This window comes from Paenibacillus anaericanus (assembly GCF_003994475.1).
Classification (GTDB): Bacteria; Bacillota; Bacilli; order Paenibacillales; family Paenibacillaceae; genus Fontibacillus; species Fontibacillus anaericanus.
This window is the reverse complement of sequence record NZ_RZNY01000013.1, coordinates 59,222-77,956: the sequence shown is the minus strand read 5'-3', so window position 1 is coordinate 77,956 and position 18,735 is coordinate 59,222. Positions and strand designations below refer to the sequence as shown.

15 protein-coding genes are annotated in these 18,735 nt (G+C 42.6%); 11 read left to right on the top strand and 4 right to left on the bottom strand.

What is annotated here, in order from left to right:
- Positions 1 to 33 precede the first annotated feature (33 nt).
- Positions 34 to 1,422 carry an aldehyde dehydrogenase gene (locus EJP82_RS15990; RefSeq protein ID WP_127193077.1) on the top strand — a complete coding sequence of 463 codons (1,389 nt, stop codon included), beginning with the start codon at positions 34 to 36 and terminating at the stop codon, positions 1,420 to 1,422.
- Here the strand turns inward: EJP82_RS15990 and EJP82_RS15985 are convergent.
- On the bottom strand, positions 1,412 to 2,218 hold the full coding sequence (locus EJP82_RS15985; protein WP_127193076.1) for a CPBP family intramembrane glutamic endopeptidase: 807 nt from the start codon (positions 2,216 to 2,218) through the stop codon (positions 1,412 to 1,414). The genes EJP82_RS15990 and EJP82_RS15985 overlap by 11 nt on opposite strands.
- 139 nt (positions 2,219 to 2,357) lie before the next feature.
- On the opposite strand from EJP82_RS15985, the gene EJP82_RS15980 reads away from it, so the two are divergent.
- Complete coding sequence (locus EJP82_RS15980; RefSeq protein ID WP_127193075.1) at positions 2,358 to 4,148, top strand: helix-turn-helix transcriptional regulator; 1,791 nt, start codon at positions 2,358 to 2,360, stop codon at positions 4,146 to 4,148.
- On the opposite strand, the gene EJP82_RS15975 is transcribed toward EJP82_RS15980, so the two are convergent.
- A complete protein-coding gene (locus EJP82_RS15975) occupies positions 4,145 to 5,206 on the bottom strand; it encodes a carbohydrate deacetylase (protein WP_170220209.1) in 1,062 nt (353 codons plus the stop codon). The genes EJP82_RS15980 and EJP82_RS15975 overlap by 4 nt on opposite strands.
- A gap of 197 nt (positions 5,207 to 5,403) precedes the next feature.
- On the opposite strand from EJP82_RS15975, the gene EJP82_RS15970 reads away from it, so the two are divergent.
- On the top strand, positions 5,404 to 6,135 hold the full coding sequence (locus EJP82_RS15970; RefSeq protein WP_127193073.1) for a protein-glutamine gamma-glutamyltransferase: 732 nt from the start codon (positions 5,404 to 5,406) through the stop codon (positions 6,133 to 6,135).
- A gap of 96 nt (positions 6,136 to 6,231) precedes the next feature.
- Entirely contained in the window at positions 6,232 to 7,131 is a 900-nt protein-coding gene (locus EJP82_RS15965; protein ID WP_127193072.1) for an aldo/keto reductase, read from the top strand.
- Positions 7,132 to 7,340: 209 nt separating this feature from the next.
- Here the strand turns inward: EJP82_RS15965 and EJP82_RS15960 are convergent, their stop codons facing one another.
- Positions 7,341 to 8,009, bottom strand: coding sequence for an oxidoreductase (locus EJP82_RS15960; protein ID WP_127193071.1), 669 nt, complete (start codon positions 8,007 to 8,009; stop codon positions 7,341 to 7,343).
- A 414-nt stretch (positions 8,010 to 8,423) separates the two neighbouring features.
- Here EJP82_RS15960 and EJP82_RS15955 point away from each other — a divergent pair, with 414 nt between their 5' ends.
- Positions 8,424 to 9,209: a TIGR00266 family protein gene (locus EJP82_RS15955; protein WP_127193070.1), complete on the top strand. Its 786-nt coding sequence runs from the start codon at positions 8,424 to 8,426 to the stop codon at positions 9,207 to 9,209.
- 281 nt (positions 9,210 to 9,490) lie between these two features.
- The gene (locus EJP82_RS15950) at positions 9,491 to 11,419 is read left to right on the top strand and encodes an LTA synthase family protein (RefSeq protein WP_127193157.1); all 1,929 of its coding nucleotides are present in this window, start codon (positions 9,491 to 9,493) and stop codon (positions 11,417 to 11,419) included.
- 93 nt (positions 11,420 to 11,512) lie between these two features.
- Here EJP82_RS15950 and EJP82_RS15945 read toward each other — a convergent pair whose 3' ends face one another.
- Positions 11,513 to 11,929, bottom strand: coding sequence for a hypothetical protein (locus tag EJP82_RS15945; RefSeq protein WP_127193069.1), 417 nt, complete (start codon positions 11,927 to 11,929; stop codon positions 11,513 to 11,515).
- A gap of 166 nt (positions 11,930 to 12,095) precedes the next feature.
- On the opposite strand from EJP82_RS15945, the gene EJP82_RS15940 reads away from it, so the two are divergent.
- The 5 genes from EJP82_RS15940 (at position 12,096) to EJP82_RS15920 (ending at position 18,580) form a co-directional block, all read left to right on the top strand.
- Positions 12,096 to 12,782, top strand: coding sequence for an MOSC domain-containing protein (locus tag EJP82_RS15940; protein WP_127193068.1), 687 nt, complete (start codon positions 12,096 to 12,098; stop codon positions 12,780 to 12,782).
- 162 nt (positions 12,783 to 12,944) lie between these two features.
- On the top strand, positions 12,945 to 15,629 hold the full coding sequence (locus EJP82_RS15935; protein ID WP_246054190.1) for a copper amine oxidase N-terminal domain-containing protein: 2,685 nt from the start codon (positions 12,945 to 12,947) through the stop codon (positions 15,627 to 15,629).
- Positions 15,630 to 15,810: 181 nt separating this feature from the next.
- The gene (locus tag EJP82_RS15930) at positions 15,811 to 16,815 is read left to right on the top strand and encodes a phosphotransferase (protein ID WP_170220208.1); all 1,005 of its coding nucleotides are present in this window, start codon (positions 15,811 to 15,813) and stop codon (positions 16,813 to 16,815) included.
- Positions 16,812 to 17,810 (top strand): glycosyltransferase, encoded by a 999-nt coding sequence (locus EJP82_RS15925; protein WP_127193065.1) that lies wholly within the window; start codon positions 16,812 to 16,814, stop codon positions 17,808 to 17,810. The genes EJP82_RS15930 and EJP82_RS15925 overlap by 4 nt, the downstream gene beginning before the upstream one ends.
- The gene (locus EJP82_RS15920; RefSeq protein ID WP_127193064.1) at positions 17,798 to 18,580 is read left to right on the top strand and encodes a GNAT family N-acetyltransferase; all 783 of its coding nucleotides are present in this window, start codon (positions 17,798 to 17,800) and stop codon (positions 18,578 to 18,580) included. The genes EJP82_RS15925 and EJP82_RS15920 overlap by 13 nt, the downstream gene beginning before the upstream one ends.
- The last annotated feature ends 155 nt before the right edge of the window (positions 18,581 to 18,735 follow it).

The following is an 18,735-nucleotide window of genomic DNA, read 5'->3' as shown; positions in this document are numbered from 1 at the left end:
AGACCAGATCAGAATTGAGAGGGTGGAATCCGTATGAATGGAATTGATTCTAAAGCTGTGTTATCCATGGTGAGTAATCAGCAGCAGTTTGTTCGCTCCGGTAATACGAAATCTATTGAATTTAGGATACAGCAGCTCCAACGATTAAAGGCAGGAATTCAGCAAAATGAAGCTTTGATTACAGAAGCATTGAATAAAGATCTTCATAAATCACCCTTCGAAGCTTACGCCACAGAAATCGGCTATGTATATGACAGTCTCAGCCATTGCATAAAGCATTTAAGACAATGGGCTAAACCCAAGCGGGTTAGAACGCCGATGATTCATTTTGGATCAAGAAGTTACATCTATCCTGAACCTTACGGTTCTGTACTCATCGTAGGTCCTTTTAACTATCCTTTTATGCTGGTGTTAGATCCGTTAATTGGAGCTATTTCAGCCGGGAATGCGGCTATCGTCAAACCGTCGGAGTACACTCCTCACGTATCTGCTGCCATTACGAAACTGCTTCGTGACCTGTTCGAAGAGTCCTATATTGCCGTTGTCGAAGGTGCCAAAGAGGTCACGTCTTCTTTGATTCATGCCCCTGTGGATCTGATATTTTTTACAGGGAGCACCAAAGTAGGGAAGATCGTGATGAAGGCAGCGGCTGAGAATCTCGTACCTGTTGTACTTGAGCTAGGTGGTAAGAGTCCTTGTATTGTAGATCGAACCGTTGATCTTGATCTAGCCGCTCAGCGGATTGTCTGGGGTAAATTTCTGAATAACGGCCAGACCTGTGTCGCACCGGATTATTTACTCGTTCATAAGGAGATTAAGCAAGCACTCCTTACGAAGATGAAAGAGAAGGTGGTTGCCTTCTATGGCACGGATCCACAGCTTAGTGGGGATTATGGAAGAATCGTAAATGAGTCACATTGGGATCGTCTTTCAGGACTTCTGAATGAATCAAAGACGGTGGTCGGTGGAACTGGAGATCGCAATGATTTGTATTTGGCGCCTACGATAATGGATAGTGTGACCTGGAACGACAAGATAATGGAAGAAGAAATATTCGGGCCGATTTTACCGGTGCTCGAATATGACGATCTTGATGATGTTATTGGGAAAATCAACTCTAGACCCAAGCCCCTGGCGCTTTACTTGTTTACGGACAATAAGCTGATAGAGACCCAGGTTATCGAACGGGTTACCTTTGGCGGTGGTTGTATCAATGATACGATGCTGCATTTGGTTAGCCCTTATCTTCCTTTTGGTGGCGTTGGGTCATCAGGGATGGGAGCTTATCACGGACGGCACAGCTTCGAAACATTCTCTCATATGAAAAGTGTTCTGAAGAAATCCACTCGAATCAATCTGAGTCTTATTTTTCCTCCCTCTACTGATAAGAAATTGAAACTTTTAAAAAAATTTATGAAGTAAACATCGCTTTGTTCCTTCTAAATAATATGAGGAGGGCCAAAGCGTAACCAACAATTAGTAGAATTCCGGCATCACCCGTCATATAGTTCACAATCGATGATTGGTTTTGGGTGAACAGATCACCATAAGACCAGGCTAAGTTGTGTGCGCTGTGTGCGATCAGTGCCGGCCAGATACTGTTGCTTTTTAGACGAAGGAACCCGATAAACATACCCGCGAGAATGACGTTCAACATAAACAGCGGGATGTATACATACAAATTGACATCACTGTGGTAAAGATCAGTAAAGATCATAATCGGTAAGTGAAACAGGCCCCAGATAACACTACTCCAAAGAAGCGCCTTGCTTGTACCTAGACTTTTTAGTCTCGGTAGTAAGTACCCACGCCAACCGAGTTCTTCACCTAGGACAACAGTTACCGATCCAGCAACCAAAATACAGATGAAACGGATGGCTAACTCCACACCTTTACCAGCATTTTCAGATGCCACTCCTAAGTCGCCCCAACCTACAGTCCAGACGATGGCGTAAGAGATGCCAATGAGTAGCATAGGTGTTAGAAGACCAATCATAAAGGATTTGCCTTGGAAGGTGCCAAACCCCAGTGACTTCCATCCCTCTTTTTGGAATGCTTCACGTGTTAGGAGCATCGTTATAATTGCAGCAGCCGAGGGTAGCAACATAAACATAGCCGTATTCAGTTCAATCGGTAAGATGAGGAGAATGGCTTCAGATACGGCGACCATGATTACAAATAGAAAAGCGTTTCGAAGTGCAATGTTCTTGTTATTCATGTTAATAACCCCTTCACGGATAGTGTTTTATAGTCCCCATCTTACAGATCGGGATGTCATAATAACCAGTGACATCGTGTCACATCTTTCATGTGACAAGGGTTAGTGAAAATCATAAGCAGATAGGGAGGGGCCGCCCGTGGCCTGGAGAATAAAATGGAATGATTGGCTGCTATATATCATTCGCACGATATGTTTAGTTTCTGTGCTTTATTTTGCGGAGAAAAATGGAGGGAACAGTTCTACACCACTATGGTTGTTATTTGGACTTATTGGAATTTCATATGTGCTACCCTTAGTTTTGTTGCAAATCGGTAAGAAACCTTATCTCATTTCAGAGCTAATATTACTGGCGGTACTGGTTCCCTATTTAACCTCGATAGACCATTTAATCACAGGGAATTTAGTCATGTATTGTATGATGGTTGGTTTCTATAATGAACGTAAAATGTATATTGGTTCAGGTGTCGGTATCCTATTCATTGCTGTTGTAGGTCCTTTGGTATTGTTACCGGACGCACCCATTTCATATTTCTCAATTCTCCTGTCATGTCTTATGTATACGGCATTGGGAGTTGTGTTTCATATCCTCGTATCCTCCAAAGAAGAGATAGAGAAACGAAACGTAATAATAAAAGAGCAATATCGATTAATGGAACAGCATGCAGGGCAAATAGAGCAGAATTCGATTCTTAAAGAAAGAGACCGCATCTTCAATGAACTCCAAGATTCGATTAGTCATACATATACTACGCTTGTGCTGGGTTTGGAATCTTTGAAGCAAGAAATATCGACTGAGCGAGAGGCGGCAATGCTTGACCGAATTATGGATGTGACCCATACGGGGCTAACTGAAGTGAAGCAAGCACTTCAAGATCTAGGACCACTAGAATTGAATTTTACCCTCAGCGAAATGATGCATTTAGCTATCCAAGAACTCCATAGTGCAGAGTGTGAAGTTCTTTTAAAGATGACAGGGGAAGAAAGAAACCTCTCCAAAGAGCACAAGCTGTTTCTGATACGTTGCCTGCATGAGGTGGTCTCACTTGCCAGAAGAGAAGGGGGAGCGACCCATGTAGGTGTTACAGTGAAATGTTCGGATATGGTGGTTGAACTCACTGCTCAGGATGATGGTCAAGGGAGTGAAGAAGAGCGTCTGTCGCGTGGTCTTGAATCGTTACGAGAGCGATTTCAGAGCTTAGAAGGAGATCTACTCATTTCATCATTTCTGAATAAAGGCATGACCGTGCAATGTACATTACCTATCGTTATGAATTCATTAAATACTCCAATTGGAATCGTAGTAGCTGATAATGAGCCGATTGTTCGTGAAGCGCTAGCCGCATTAATTTCGATGCAAGAGGATATGGAGGTAGTTGCTATGTCTACGGGGGGATCAGAGCTATTGGATGTATGCACCACTTTACAGCCTGATGTGATTCTCCTCTCAACGGAGCAGGAGGGGGATTGCCTCACCCTAATAGGTTCAATTAAGGCGAATTTACCTGATATAAAAGTTATTATCATGACCTCCTCAGATCACGACCAGCATCTGGTTATGGAAGCCATTCAATTAGGTGTAGAAGGTTGTATTGAGAAAGCGATTCCTTCAAGAGAACTATTAACTAAGATCAGATCCATATATGGCGGAGAAATGATTATTACCCAGCAGCTTGCTAGACAACTGGTTCAATCGGTGAAGGAAAGTGCTCTTCATGATGTTGATAAGAAGAATGAATATGGTCTGACGGAGCGAGAAGTAGAAGTGCTTCAATGTCTGGCTGAGAACATGAAATATAAAGAAATTGCCGAAAAATTATTTCTAGCGGAAGGAACAGTTCGTAATTATTTATCGGTCATTTATTCCAAACTGAATGTGACTAGCAGAACTGAAGCAACGGAGAAAGCACAGACGGAAGGTATCATTTAACGTCTTACATATCTACGGATTCTTGTCTTGCGGAATGAACGTTTAGTTCGCTTTGGACCCCGGCCTCGGGTCCTTTTTTTGTTTAACTTTGTTTTTTTAGGTTTGTGTAACCTTCTCTCTTTAAGGAAAGGAAGGCGGGGAGAAGCGGGAAGAATCGGTACTTCTTGAATTGGTACTTCTTGAATTGGTACTTCTTGAATTGGAGGTTCGTCTAGCAATGTAATTGCTGTCTGTTCTAATATTCTTGCTTGCTCTGCTAACTTTGCTTGTTCTGCTTGTTCTGCTTGCGCTGCTTGTTGTGCCTGCTCTGCTTGCTGTAGCGCTTGGATCTTTGAGAGATGTCCAAAGTGTATCAACTGAATTCCTTGCTCTCGGAGAATGTCCCCGATTCGTTGATCCGTTAGAGCTTGGAATTCTCGCCCCCTTGTATCTTGTTCAGGGGGATTTTTGTGTTCTGGATATCCTGGATGACACATAATTTCGGTAATTCCCTCCTGTAGTGTTGCTAGATGATTTAGGAGACGAATATTTCCATCTGGAGTGTCATAGGTATCCAAAATGAGATGATCGGTACTTAGTGGGCGGTTAATGATATCGTTTGTATTCGGATTTATGCGTAAGGGTATCCCTGTTTGATAGGCAAACTTACTCATGACAAGATACACCAAGGGGATTTCAATATGAATGTGATGATGGGAATCCAAATGGGTTGGCGTAAGTCCAGCGGAGACCATTTTGTTATATTGATGGGTTAATTCATGTTCAATTTCTTCTTCAATAAAATCACTTCGATTCCCCGAGAAAGAACCATCATCACCAACGAGAGAAAGGACCGCTTCTGGTGGAGATATAGATTTCCCCCAAGTTAGGTTGAAATGGAGTCCCACACATAAGGTGGGTGTTTGTAGTGCCCATTTAACTGCTTGTTTGAAATTCGGCATGTTGACCATAAGAGAGGTGCTCGTTAACGTTCCGAAGGTATGAGCCTCAAGTATCCCTCGGTTTACACCTTCACTCATACCAAAATCATCGCCGTTTATGATGAGATACTTAGTCAATGGAATCCCCTCCTTATTTCGGTTAGATATCGATATTGTATGCCGAGGCGATCTTTCAAGTTCTCTCTTCGTAGGGCTAGGACGCCAGTCCCGCATCCCTTTCGAGTAAGTGTCATGTAGGACAAATGCCTGTCTCCTATGCACGCAAACTGTTCGGGGTGCGTACAATAACCTAGTACGTCATGGGAGGAATGACGATGATTGTCACGTTAAATACAGGCGCAGAACAAGTGGATAAGCTGGATCTAACTGTAGAGGAGAAAGCGATTTTGCAGGCGAAGAAGAACAGTCCAATCGTCTACAGGTACGATTCTCCAGAGGCTCTGAAATTTGAACTAAAGATGAGAACACGGATCGTAGAAGCCGCCAAAGCATTAAATTCCGGAGGAGCACAATTTGCCAGGTTCAAAGATTCTCGCTGTAATGAGAGATATTGGTCCCGTACAGACGAGGGAGGATTTCAATTGAGACCGGGTGTGTTACCTTCAGATGGAATTAACGATATTTTTGCGAATGGATCATTGTATGCATTTGAATGTGCTACTGCTATCGTCATTATACTGTATAAGGCAGTGCTCGATATGGTGGGTCCTACGGTCTTTAATCAATACTTTAGGGATTTGTTACTATGGGATTGGAATTATGACAAAGACCTACGATTGATCTCGACAAATAATGCGAATGAGGCGTATACCGGGGATGTGTTATATTTCCAAAATCCTGATCATGATCCTAGAACCCCAGAATGGCAGGGGGAGAATGTCGTCAAGCTTGCGGATGATCTATATTTTGGGCATGGGATAGGGATAACTACTTCAGAACAAATTCTATCGGCACTTAACTCCAGAAGAAGGCCGGGAAGTACAACGCCAGCCTTTCTCACGGATCAGGTGGTCCACCCCGATTTTGATTATTTACGTAAGCTCTAAAACTGGACTTTCCTACGCTCACAAGTGTACAATTTGGGCATTGGTTAAAGATGCCAAGTCACATGTGAAGTACAATTTTGAGCGGGAGGGATTTCCTTGAAATATCGTAGATTAGGCAAGACAGAGTTGAATGTTTCGGTCATCGGCCTTGGAACATGGCAGTTCGGTGGGGAATGGGGACAGCAGTTTGGTCAACATGAAGTCGATGCCATTCTCGACAAAGGACAGGAGCTTGGTATAAACCTGATAGATACTGCGGAATGTTATGGAGATCATCTGTCAGAATCCTTTATTGGTAACTATATTAGTCGCCGCAAACGTGAAGACTGGATCATCGCAACAAAATTTGGCCATCACTTCCATGAGCGCTTTACCCGTACGGATGTGTTCGGAGCCAAGGAAGTTATACAACAATTGGATGCCTCACTTAAGGCGTTAAATACGGAATATATCGATTTGTATCAATTTCACTCCGGTCCGGATGCCGTGTTTGATAATGATGAGCTCTGGAGTACGCTGGATAAACAAATCGCCGCGGGTAAGATCCGTCATTTGGGGACTTCCATCGGGAGTAACGACAATCTTCATCAGACGGATGCCTCAACTGAAGTGAATTCGCAGGTTATTCAAGTCGTGTACAATCGCTTGGATCGTGTGCCGGAGAACAGAGTGTTTCCTTCTTGTGAACGTCAAGACCTGGGTGTTCTTGCGCGCGTACCACTAGCTAGTGGTTATCTCAGCGGTAAATATAAGCCGGGAGCTCATTTTGACAATACGGACGTAAGACATCGGCACGATCCTGAGAGTACACGCTTAAAACTTCAAGAGGTCGAGAAGATTAAACGTGATGAAGTACCTGAAGGTGTGAATATGGCTCAATGGGCGCTCGCTTGGTGCTTGAGACATCCAGCCGTAAGTGCGGTTATCCCAGGTTGTAAGAATCCAGCTCAAGTCGAGTCCAATGCTAGTGCAGCGGAGTTAGTTGCGGAGCGTTAAACTATTGTTCATTTAAGGGAGCTCACGATGAAAATTTTATGGGGAAATATACTGATAACACTTCTTGGATTGCTCGTAGTAGCGGGCATTCTATTTGGAGTCATTTACTTCCTAGTTAAGGCATTTAAGAAATAGTGAGTTCTAATCTTAAAAGGACTGCACCTACAAGTAGATTTTAAATCTTACTGAGGGGCAGTCCTTTTTTGTAATTATTGTTTCCTTGATGCGATCGAGGCCAACTTGTCAGAGGGATAAATGGTCACTCCTGGACTAGTTAGCTGAGCGATCCGATACATAGCTAGAGCCACGTTCTTTGCTTGAATCGCTCTATATTTTCTGAATGGCCCCACAAGTAGAGGCGAGACCACTTTAAAGATGCTCCCACCCCATTGTTCCCCTAACCGGAATTCCTGGCGATTTCCCAGCAGTAGTGAGGGACGTAGGATCGAGGTAGAATCATAACCGATCTTACTTAGCTCCTGTTCAAGATTGCCCTTTATTTTTGAATACCATACGGAGGAGTTAGGGTTGGCACCCATGGAGCTAATAAGAAGGAAGTGCAAGGCTCCTTGCTCCTTAGCTAAGCGGGCAATAGTTAAAGGATACTCGACATCAATTTTATACATGGCATCTTGGCTCTTAGCCTTCTTAATGGTCGTCCCCAAGCAACAGAACACATCATCCACAGCAAAGTACTCCTGAACCTCCTCAAGCTGATCGAAATCGACAATCTTTTCAGTCAACTTAGAATGGACAATCTGAAGAGATGATCTGACGATTGCAATGACTTGATCATACTCTTCGGCTTCGAGTAAATAATGGAGCAGTTCATTTCCTACTAAACCGGTCGAACCGGCGATTAGAGCTCTTTTTCCCATGAAGGGGAAACCTCCTTGGCGGTGAATTTCTTCTTGAACAGTATTATACTACGGATCAATTTAGATATTACTAGTATGGATATAAATCGCCCTCATTTTCTAACCTTTATACCTCCCAAACTATCATTAAATAATATATTGACCTATGTAAAAAAGAAGATTAAGACTCATACCTACAAAATAAACTGAATTTTGGATGAAGTCGAACTGGGTTGGATGTGGATACTTTTTACCATTTCAATCTGTTATTAAATTTGAGTCTTGTGGATGAGGCGTTCATGGAATATCATTTCATTAACGATCCAATGGATTCAATGGAGATTGAAACCGTAGATCGCAGGGGACGTATATATTTTTATTTATGCAGTTTATGGTTGCCAGAGGAACACCAATTTAATAAGGGGGATTAAGAGGATGAGTGCTCACGAGATTGATTATGCAATAATGGGCGAGGAAATACAGTGTGTTGAGGTACAGCTTGATCCAGGGGAGAGCGTAATTGCTGAGGCGGGAAGCTTTATGATGATGGACCCGGAAATTTCGATGGAGACGATCTTCGGTGATGGCAACAGAGGCGGCGGTCTCATGGGCAAATTAATGGGTGCGGGCAAGCGATTGCTGACTGGTGAGAGTCTTTTCATGACTGTATTTACTCATAGCGGGGGATATGGACGCAAGAGTGTCACTTTTGCAGCTCCTTACCCAGGCAAAATCATTCCGCTTGATCTCCAGCAATATGGCGGTAAAATAATCTGTCAAAAGGATGCATTCCTCTGTGCAGCGAAAGGCGTTTCGATCGGTATTGAGTTTCAGCGGAAACTGGGAGTAGGTTTTTTTGGCGGTGAAGGTTTTATCATGCAAAAGCTAGAGGGAGACGGACTGTCCTTCGTACATTCCGGCGGTCATGTGATTGAGCGAACGCTGCAACCGGGCGAAACCATTAAGCTTGATACGGGCTGTCTTGTAGCTATGACCGCTAATGTTGAATATAATATTGAATTTGTAAAAGGTGTAAAGACCGCACTTTTTGGTGGTGAAGGTTTGTTCTTCGCTACTTTGCGTGGTCCAGGGAAGGTTTGGGTGCAGTCGTTACCTTTCAGTCGTATGGCAGACCGAATTCTGTCCGCTGCTGGGAACTCCGGTAGAAAAGAAGAAGGTAGCATTCTAGGCGGTTTGGGTAACTTACTGGATGGGAAATAAGAACGTTAGACTATAAACTTCTGTGCTATGGGTGATTATGGTCTGCGAGAAGCCGTAGGTGAACTTTGTTCATCCTGCGGCTTTTTTTGTTTTTATTTAAATGAGTAGTAACATTCACATCAACCTACTTTCAAAAAACATATAAACATCCGCAATAGAAAGCGTAGTTGTTGAGAATGCTAGTACAGCACTGTAAATGGACTATCATTTTAACCGTGCTATAATAATTGAATGGAAGAACCGTGCATTTTTTGTTAACGGACTATAATTATAGGAAAGAGATGGACGCTATTTTTACTAATTTTAAATCCAGATACAATTTTATAGTAACGTTTATGCTACTGGTACTTAAGTTGATTTTACTGAGGTATTTTTTCTTTGAAGCGATTCATTGGAAGGGCCTCCCGGCTGAAATTCTATCCATGTTAGTTCTACTCTGTTTCGTTGAGTTATTACTACCATCCAAAGGCAAGTGGAAATGGACAGCCTACTTAGGATTTAATTTGATCTTCTCGTTTATTTTCTTTGCAGCAACACTTTATTTTGCTTATTTTGGAACGGTACCTACCTATACGGTACTTAGAGGATTGAATCAGGTGCCTCAAGTTAGCGCAAGTGTGAGTGCTCTGCTTAGACCAGAATATTTTTTGTTCTTTGTCGATGTACTCATCATATTGGTATGGAAGGTTATAAGACAGCCTCGTCGTACAACCTCCTATTCTGGTTATACCTACGGATTCGGTAACCACAGAAGTCGAAGTAGAGGATGGCTCTGGAAGACCGGAGTTGCTGTTGTTATGGTGGTCTGTATGCTGTTTTCTGGAATGTACATTAATTCAGGTAGTGATATTAATAACGAGCTTGTACGCGCGGAACATATGGGATTCTTGAATTTCCAGGTAGATGCAGCACTTCGCAATCAGGAAGAAGAACGAATGATTGCTGAGGGAAATCTGCAGGAGACCATCACCAAAATTGAGAATCTACAGGCTAGTTATCCTTATCGGGATACTCCTGAAACAGCAGGACAACCAGAATATTTTGGAGCGGCCAAAGGGAAAAACTTGATTGTCATACAATTGGAGTCATTTCAGAACTTCCCGATCCATTTGAGTGTGGGTGGTCAGGAGGTAACACCTGTATTGAATGGACTGGCTGAGGAGGGAATATATTTCCCTCGTGTGTTCCAGCAGATTGGGCAAGGAAATACGTCAGATGCAGAGTTCATGTCTAATACGTCGATTTACCCTACAGGGACGATTGCAATGTCTACAGGATTTGGCAGTCGGGAGTTGCCAAGTTTGCCACGATTGCTTCAAGGTCACGGCTACGAGGCCAATACGTTTCACATTAATAATGTAACTTTTTGGGATCGAAATAAGTTATATCCTGCTCTGAATTTCGATAAGTATTATGATAAGCCTTATTATGAAAATGATCATTTTAATGACTTTGGTGCCTCAGATGAGGAGATGTACCGGGTCGGAGTAGAAAAGCTGAAGGCAATTAAGGATCGCTCTAAGTTGTTCTACGCTCAGTTTGTGACAACGTCGAGCCATTCTCCGTTTATTGTGCCAGAAGACCAGCGACAAATGACGCTTCCGGCTAATTTGGAAGATACCAATTTGGGAAATTACCTTCTCGCAGCTAATTATACTGACTACGCAATCGGTACCTTGATTCAGCGATTGAAAGATGCCGATATGTGGGATAATACGATGCTTGTATTTTATGGGGATCATTTCGGGGTGTCACCTAACGACACGAGTGCAGCAGAGATTACTACGAAGCTGGGTATATCTTATGATGACCGAGTTAGTCGTTTTAACGTACCGTTCATTGTGCATATTGCAGGACAAAACATGGGTGTCGTTTCTGAACGTGCGGGTGGACAGGTTGATATGTTACCAACGATCACAAATTTGTTAGGAATATCTTTAAAGGACAATCAATTTACTGCAATGGGTCAAGATTTACTTAATATTGATCGGAATGTGTTTGGAATGCGATATTATCTTCCTACAGGATCGTTCTTTAACGATGAGATTATGTTTGTACCGGGGGAAGGATTTCAAGATGGAACAGCCATATCACTGAAAACACTGGAACCTGTGGCAGATTACGCTGCATACCGCAAGGATTATGATTATGTGAATGAATTGATGAAGTTGTCAGATGAATACGTTAAATTGTTACCCAAGCGGCATTAGTTAACCGTAACAATCAGGGTGAAATATTAAAGGGGTGTCCCACAGGTTGTAAGAACCTGTGGAACACCCCTTTTTAGTTCAATTAAAAACTTACTAGGATAGAGCGTATTGCCTGTGAACACTGTCTGTAATGATTTCAGGCAATTCGTGTACCTGCTGTTCATATTGTTCTTGCGTTAGGTTTCCTTCAGAGAATCGGACCAATAATTGCTCCTGCAGTTGTGAGACTTGTAGTTCAATAATCTGTGAGATATCTTTATGATTAGCTTCAGCGATATCAGCCAAGGAGTGTCCTTCAAGTAACTCTTCGTATACAGCTTCTTCATCAGTTAATCCAAGAGCTTCGACTACGGGGTCTATCCCGGTTTCTTTGGTATCGTTGCTGAGATCAGTTTGCTTTGGTTGGTTCAGGGCAGTATCAGTGCCGGATAAGTATCCCGATAAGCTTGGCCCTAATGTAATGACAAAGGCCATCGTACCGACAATAATAACTTGTTTTATATTCATCATTTGTAATATCCTCTCTAGGCAATGTTGATGTATCATAATAAACAGAGTAAGCATCGAAATAAGGGACGTTCTAATGATACTACGTATACAACTGGATTAAGTTTCAAATGAAAGCGATTTATTTAGTGGATAGGTAGAACTACAATAATTATATGAGGTGTGTGACATGACTGAGAATATCAAAATTAGATCAATCAATGTCGGAAAGCCAGCACAAGTAATACATAACGGCAAGGAAGTATCGACAGGAATTAATAAGACCCCAGTTAATGGAGCGATTTATCTTTCCTTGCTTAACTTTGAGGGGGATGGACAAGCGGATCATGTCCATCATGGCGGAGAAGACAAAGCGGTATGTGTATATCCCTTTGAATGGTACGCTTATTGGGAACAGGAAATAGGGACAGCCTTAGCTTTTGGTGCCTTTGGGGAGAACCTAACGACGGAAGGCATGGTGGAAGACGATATTTGTATCGGCGATATTTTTGAACTAGGGGAAGCGCTTGTGCAAGTAAGCCAACCAAGACAACCTTGCTTTAAACTAGCCGTTAAGTACGGGGTACCGGATCTTCCTTTGAAAGTACAGCAAATAGGATATACGGGGTATTATTTGCGAGTACTTCGTGAAGGACTCGTTAGCTCAGAGGACAGATTGATCCTTTCGCACAGGCATCCGGCCAGAGTGACTTTGACGTTTGCGAACCAGATCATGCATAAAGACAAGGATAACATGGACGGAGTCTCACATATTTTAGAAGTAACTGAATTGTCAGATAGCTGGCGGCAGACCTTGGCTAAGCGATTGAATGGCGGGCAAACGCCAACTAAAGAACGGCTAACTGGAGATAAATAAGTTAAACTCACCCCCTTTTCACGTAGAAAAGGGGTTTCTTATGCTTTTCTTCTGGGTTAATTTATTGTAACCGGTGAAATTGGAAACTTTTAACCGGGTCGATACGTCAAATAGAGTAGGAAAAAAAATGAATTATTTTATACTATCCAGGAGGATGAGCATGTGAAAAAATTATGGGTAACTTTATTGGCTGGGTTGCTAGTTTTACCGATCCTGTTCCAATCGTCAGCTCAGGCAGCTACGCCTATACGTATTTATATTGACGGTGTTCCGTTGGTGACAGATCAAGCAGCAGTTATGATTCAGGGTCGGACGATGTTGCCGTTACGCGCAATCTTCGAAGCACTTGATGCTAAGATCCAGTGGAATCAGAAGACACAAACCGTAACTGCGATTAAAAATGACACGACCATTGTCCTGAAGATCGGATCTAAGGTCGCTACGATTAACAATAAGGCCGTAAGTTTAGATGTTCCAGGGAAAAATTTGAAGGGTAGAACGATGGTCCCTGTCCGGTTTGTTGGTGAAGCACTTGGGCAAGAAGTTGGATGGAATTCCAAGACACAAACAGTGACTATCACTTCTGATAACAGTAACGGAGGGAATGGAAGCGTCAATCCGGTATCTTATGTTACGGTGAAGGATGTGGGCGACGCTGGCGATGGTCGTGACCTACAAGTTAGCTTCTCGAAATCAACTAATGAGTCACTTGTTGATCATTATAGAGTGCTAGTGGTTAAAGCGGCGAATACATTTAATTTTAATCTGTCGGATGCACTAAGAGTATCATCTGCTAATTATTCCACCGTATTACCTACGGGTGCTGATCCTGTGGTTAAACTGACAGCCAATTCAAGGGATGTTGACGGTAATTTGATTGGAAGTAAGCAAGCTTATGTTGCTTATGTTTTGGCAGTTGGTAAGGGAAATAACGCGAGTGCACTTTCAAGTGCTTCTTCAACAATTACATTGGATAACGTTACCTATGTGGCAGCAACCACAGATGTGAAGGCAAGTGATGTGAACAATTATGGGGATGGACGGGATTTATCTATAAGCTTCACACGTCCTTCGAGTGATAGTAACATTGCTAGTTATCGAGTTCTTGTTGTAAAGACTAAAGATATTAGCAAGTTTGATCTAGCTGCGGCTAATAATGTGAGCAGTCAGAATTACACTACGATTTATAAATCGGGTGGCAGTACACAAACTTCAGCTTTGACTTCTTCTTCAAGGGATACTTCCGGAGAGCTGATTAAGAGTAACGTGCCTTACACGATATATGTTCTATCTGTAAGCAGCAATTCATCTGTGGCTTCGAATAAATTATCTTCTGGTTCATCATCAATTACATTAAGCGTAGGTTCTATAACTTCCCCAGTCATTACGGCTGTAGAAGACATAAACGACTATGGAGATGGCCGAGATTTACGCGTCAGCTTTACCAAGCTGTCGGATGAGTCCAAAATTAGTTCTTATCGCATTTTTGTGGTCAAAGCCAGTAACTATAGCAATTTCAATTTAACGAAAGCAAATGCGGTTTCTAGCTCCAACTATACACAGGTAAACAAGACAGGATATAACATCAGCCAAGTGTTGTCTTCCGGTGCTAGAGATATCGATGGCGTTACCGTTAGGAACGGAGTTAGCTATCGAGTGTTCGTCATGGCGATAGGTAGTGGTAACAATGCGGGTAGTAATGAGTTGTCTTCCGCATCCCAAGCCATTACCTTGCTTAACAGCAATAACGTAGGTACTGTCTCAAGTTTATATGTAAGTGATGTAAATGATTATGGAGACGGCAGAGATCTGCGCGTATCGTACACTCGGGCTTCCGAAGAATCGAATATTAGCTCTTATCGGATCATGGTTGTGCCAATAGATTATTATGGCAACAACTTCAGCTTGTCAGATGCGAATAATGTATCCAGTTCCTACTATACAACAGTGAGCAAAGGCTACAATTATAACGAAGTGCTATCCAGCAATGCCCGGGACGTACGCGGCGATTTAATTAAGAACAGTAAACAATACAGAGTGTATGTTCTATCCGTGAGTAATGGTAGCTACTCTGTCAGCAATGCTTTATCATCGTCTTCATCTACGATTACTTTGGCGAACGGCAATAGTGTAGGCAAGATCTCGGGCCTAAGTGTTAGTGATGATAACGATTATGGTGACGGTCGAGATTTACGTGTATCATTCACTAAGGCTGCAGATGATTCAAACATTAGCTCTTATCGGATTATTGTAGTGCCAACTTCATCCGGTACGCTTAGTTTGTCAGAAGCAAGTAATTTGGGAAGCAACAGATATACAGAAGTAAGTAGAGGATCTAATTATTACAACCAGACGTTGTCAGCGAATACTCTGGACATAAATGGCAACAAGATCCAGAACGGAGTCAGTTACAGAGTATACGTCCTATCTGTAGGCTACGGAAGTTATTATGGCAACAACGTGTTGTCAGATGCATCGACGATTACACTTTCATCTACTCAAATAGCTTCTGTTACCAATGTAACGTACACTCAAATCGGAATTAATGGTGATGGAAGGGATATTCAAGTCAACTTTGACATACCTAATGAAAATAATATCTTAGAATATCGGATTATGGTGGTTCCTTCAAATCTAGGCTTTGGCGAAGGTGATGCTATAAAGGAAACCGATTATACCCGGGTGACTCGTACAGGATACAATATCTCTCAGCAATTAATTGCGGGGACAAAAGATGTTAACGGAGCTCGTATTGTATCAGGTCAACCATACAGAATATTCATTCTGTCAGTTCCAAAAAGCGGTTCTAACTATGCCCTTTCTAGATCAGTAGATGTAAAAATTTAAGTTTGAATTGTTTCTTTAATAAATAAATCAAAGACCTGACCATTACTGGTTAGGTCTTTGATTTATTTTGAGGAGCGGATTATATTTATTTAATATGACTCTCTTGAAAGTGCCATTTGACAACCCCTCACAACCTTTTGTACCCTTGAAGGAAATAAGGGGAAAGGGGGGTGTTGATCACATGGATAATTCTGGACAGTATGTATTACCTGACGGTACGCTAGATGATCGGAACATTTGGAGAAGAGAAACTTTGAATCAAGGGATGAACGGTAAACTCGTGGAGCGATTCTATGTGTCGCCAGAACGAAGCTATGTGTTCAAGCCTTTAACGAATGACGCTACCGAAGATCGGGAACTCTGGGTGTATCAACATATCCTGCATTTGTTCCCCAAGATATATCCCCAATTACTTGCCTCTTCTGGTCCAGGGAGAGGGGAGCAGAGCTGGACGATCTATGAAGATATTGGCCCGCTACGTCATGAGTACAGTCTGCAACACGCCTTGAGGGTTGCTAAAGAGATGGCATGCTGGCATTCCCGTCCCACGACACATTGGGATGGAATACCTGCTATAGGGCCTAAGCCACCTATTGAACAAATAGCATCGGAATTACTTGTTCGTGCAGATGAAATCATAGTCGTTATGAAACAGATGGGGATATCCAATCGATTTCTTGAGGATATAAGGCTCGTGGCGGAGGGACAAGTCTTCACGGGGGAAAAGGTGCTTTGTCACGGTGACCTTCATTTAGGGAACTATGCCGAGACAGAGAGCGGAGAGATCTATATATTGGATTGGGAACATGCCCATCCGAATCTACCGCTGTGGGACTTATACCATCTGATTGATATGTCGCATCCTCTGTTTCCGAAGCAGATGACAAGTGCAGATAGGGAAGCAATCTTAAATTGTTATATAGATCAAACCGCTGCTCTTCGTGGTACCCAGGGGAATCAGAATAAGGATAGCTTCAAACAAGATTATTATCTCTTCGCTGCGCTATTTTCCCTATGGATGCTACTGTTGATCCAAGGGGATTTACGCCAAGAAATAACTCTTTGGCCAAAGGACAAGCTGCTAACACAGTGGGAAGAAACATCATCAAATTTGATGGAGTGTTTAGAATTATTGGATGCATATAAAGTGGAATCTAATTATATAGATAAGACGGTGAATTTATGAAAAAAGTCGGGTTGGTGATGCGAAAAATTCAGTTTACGGAGTCCCAAGGTCCGAGGGTGTTTGCTGAGCGACTTCGGGATATTGCCTTGGAATTAGGCGTTGAGATCGTCTTTATATCTCCTGAGCGGCATGTCAGCGGACATGACTGGATTCCAGGGTATGAGCATGAAAAGGGAGATCTGGTTAACTACGATATCGTATTAGACCAGATTTACTCGCAAAATATTGAGCACGTAATTTACACTATATCCGGCTTCACTTTCCTGAAGATGTTCATCAAGAATAGTGTGCTGTTCCCACATAGCTTTCCTGATCCTGCGTTGACAGGGTATGAAATGATGAAGCCATTTTACGGGATCGTGGATAAAGCTATCGTACAGACTGAATTTCTAAAGCGCCAGTTCAATGATGTATTTGGGGTCACAGATGTGAATGTCATCCCGATTGGGTTTAGTGAGGAGATGGCGAGGAAACATTTTGATCCAAGTGCTATTGTCGACAATCGCATACTTTGGATTGGTAGGGATGAAGAGAATCGACGGCCAGATTTGGTGCTCGATTACGCAAGGCAGAATCCAGACAAGGAAATCTTCATGGTGTTTGGCGGGGAAAGGTATAAGGAAAGTATGAAGAAATATGACATCCCTTCAAACGTTAACCTGCAGTTTGCTTTGACACAGGATCAGATATTCACACTCATGAACTCGGCGAAAGTATATTGGAGCTGTTCTAAATTCGATACTTTTGCGATGCCACTTACTGAGGCGCTTGCGATGGGCAAAATTGTGGTCAAGCCGGAACATCCTTGTTACGGGCATATTAGTTCCAAGCATGCTTTTGCAGGGAATGAACGTAATTGGTTCGAACTGGTCAATATGGCGGCGGCCTCTCCGCTTAAATATTCACCGGATAACCGGGAATATGCATTTGATATGTTTTCAAGCTCCGTAATGAAACGGGGGTACAAGGAGTTTTTTGACCAATGGCTAAGATAAATTCTGAAATGATTCATTCAGAAGCAGACCTAGCTCGATTGCTGGAACAACTTGCAGCCAATGCATGGCCTCCACGGGAGCGTGCGGACCTAGGCAATTGGAGACTACGCGCTAATGATGGGGTTACCAGGCGGGCGAATAGCGTCCTTGCAGCAGGAGCTTTCCCAGAGGGCGATTGGCTGGAGGCGATAGAAGGATTTTACCGCAATCGGGGTATTTCTCCTTGCTTTCAGGTGAGTAATTCTTCTCCCTCTGAATTAGATGGAATATTAGAGCATAGAGGTTACTCCGCCATTATGCATTGCTTTATGATGGCGGCTTCTTGCGAAGAAATTCTGAAACGTACAGAACAGATCACGTCATGGTCCGCAAAGTTTGTACTGGAGGTTGATGATGGCTGGCTTGATGATTTCTTAGTGTTGGAAGGGTTTCCGAATGAGCGTAAAGAATCATATAGATCTATTTTCAAAGGAATTATGGTTCCGAAATGTTTTGTATCTGTGTTGGAGAATGGTGAAAGGATAGGGCTTGCTAGCGCAGTCCTTGAACGAGGATGGGCGGGTATTAGCAACGTGATTGTTGATCCTCGGCACCGCAGAATAGGAGTAGCTGGATCGATATTCCGAGCGCTCTGTGAGTGGTCTTTGGTGCAAGGAGCACAGCATATCTATCTTCAGGTGCTCCGTAAAAATGCAGGCGCGCTAGATTTGTACAATAAGCTGGGTTTTTCTGTGGTATCAGAATACCATTATCGAATCCATAATGATTAAATAGAAGCACCTTTGGGTGCTTTTTTTATTTTGGCGAGGGGTATTGAGATGTTTACCCAGCATGTAATTTCATCTTATGAATATCATAAAGAGGGATTTTTCACATAAACAGGGAAATACAGATATGATGAATAAATGAATCGATATGAGACAGG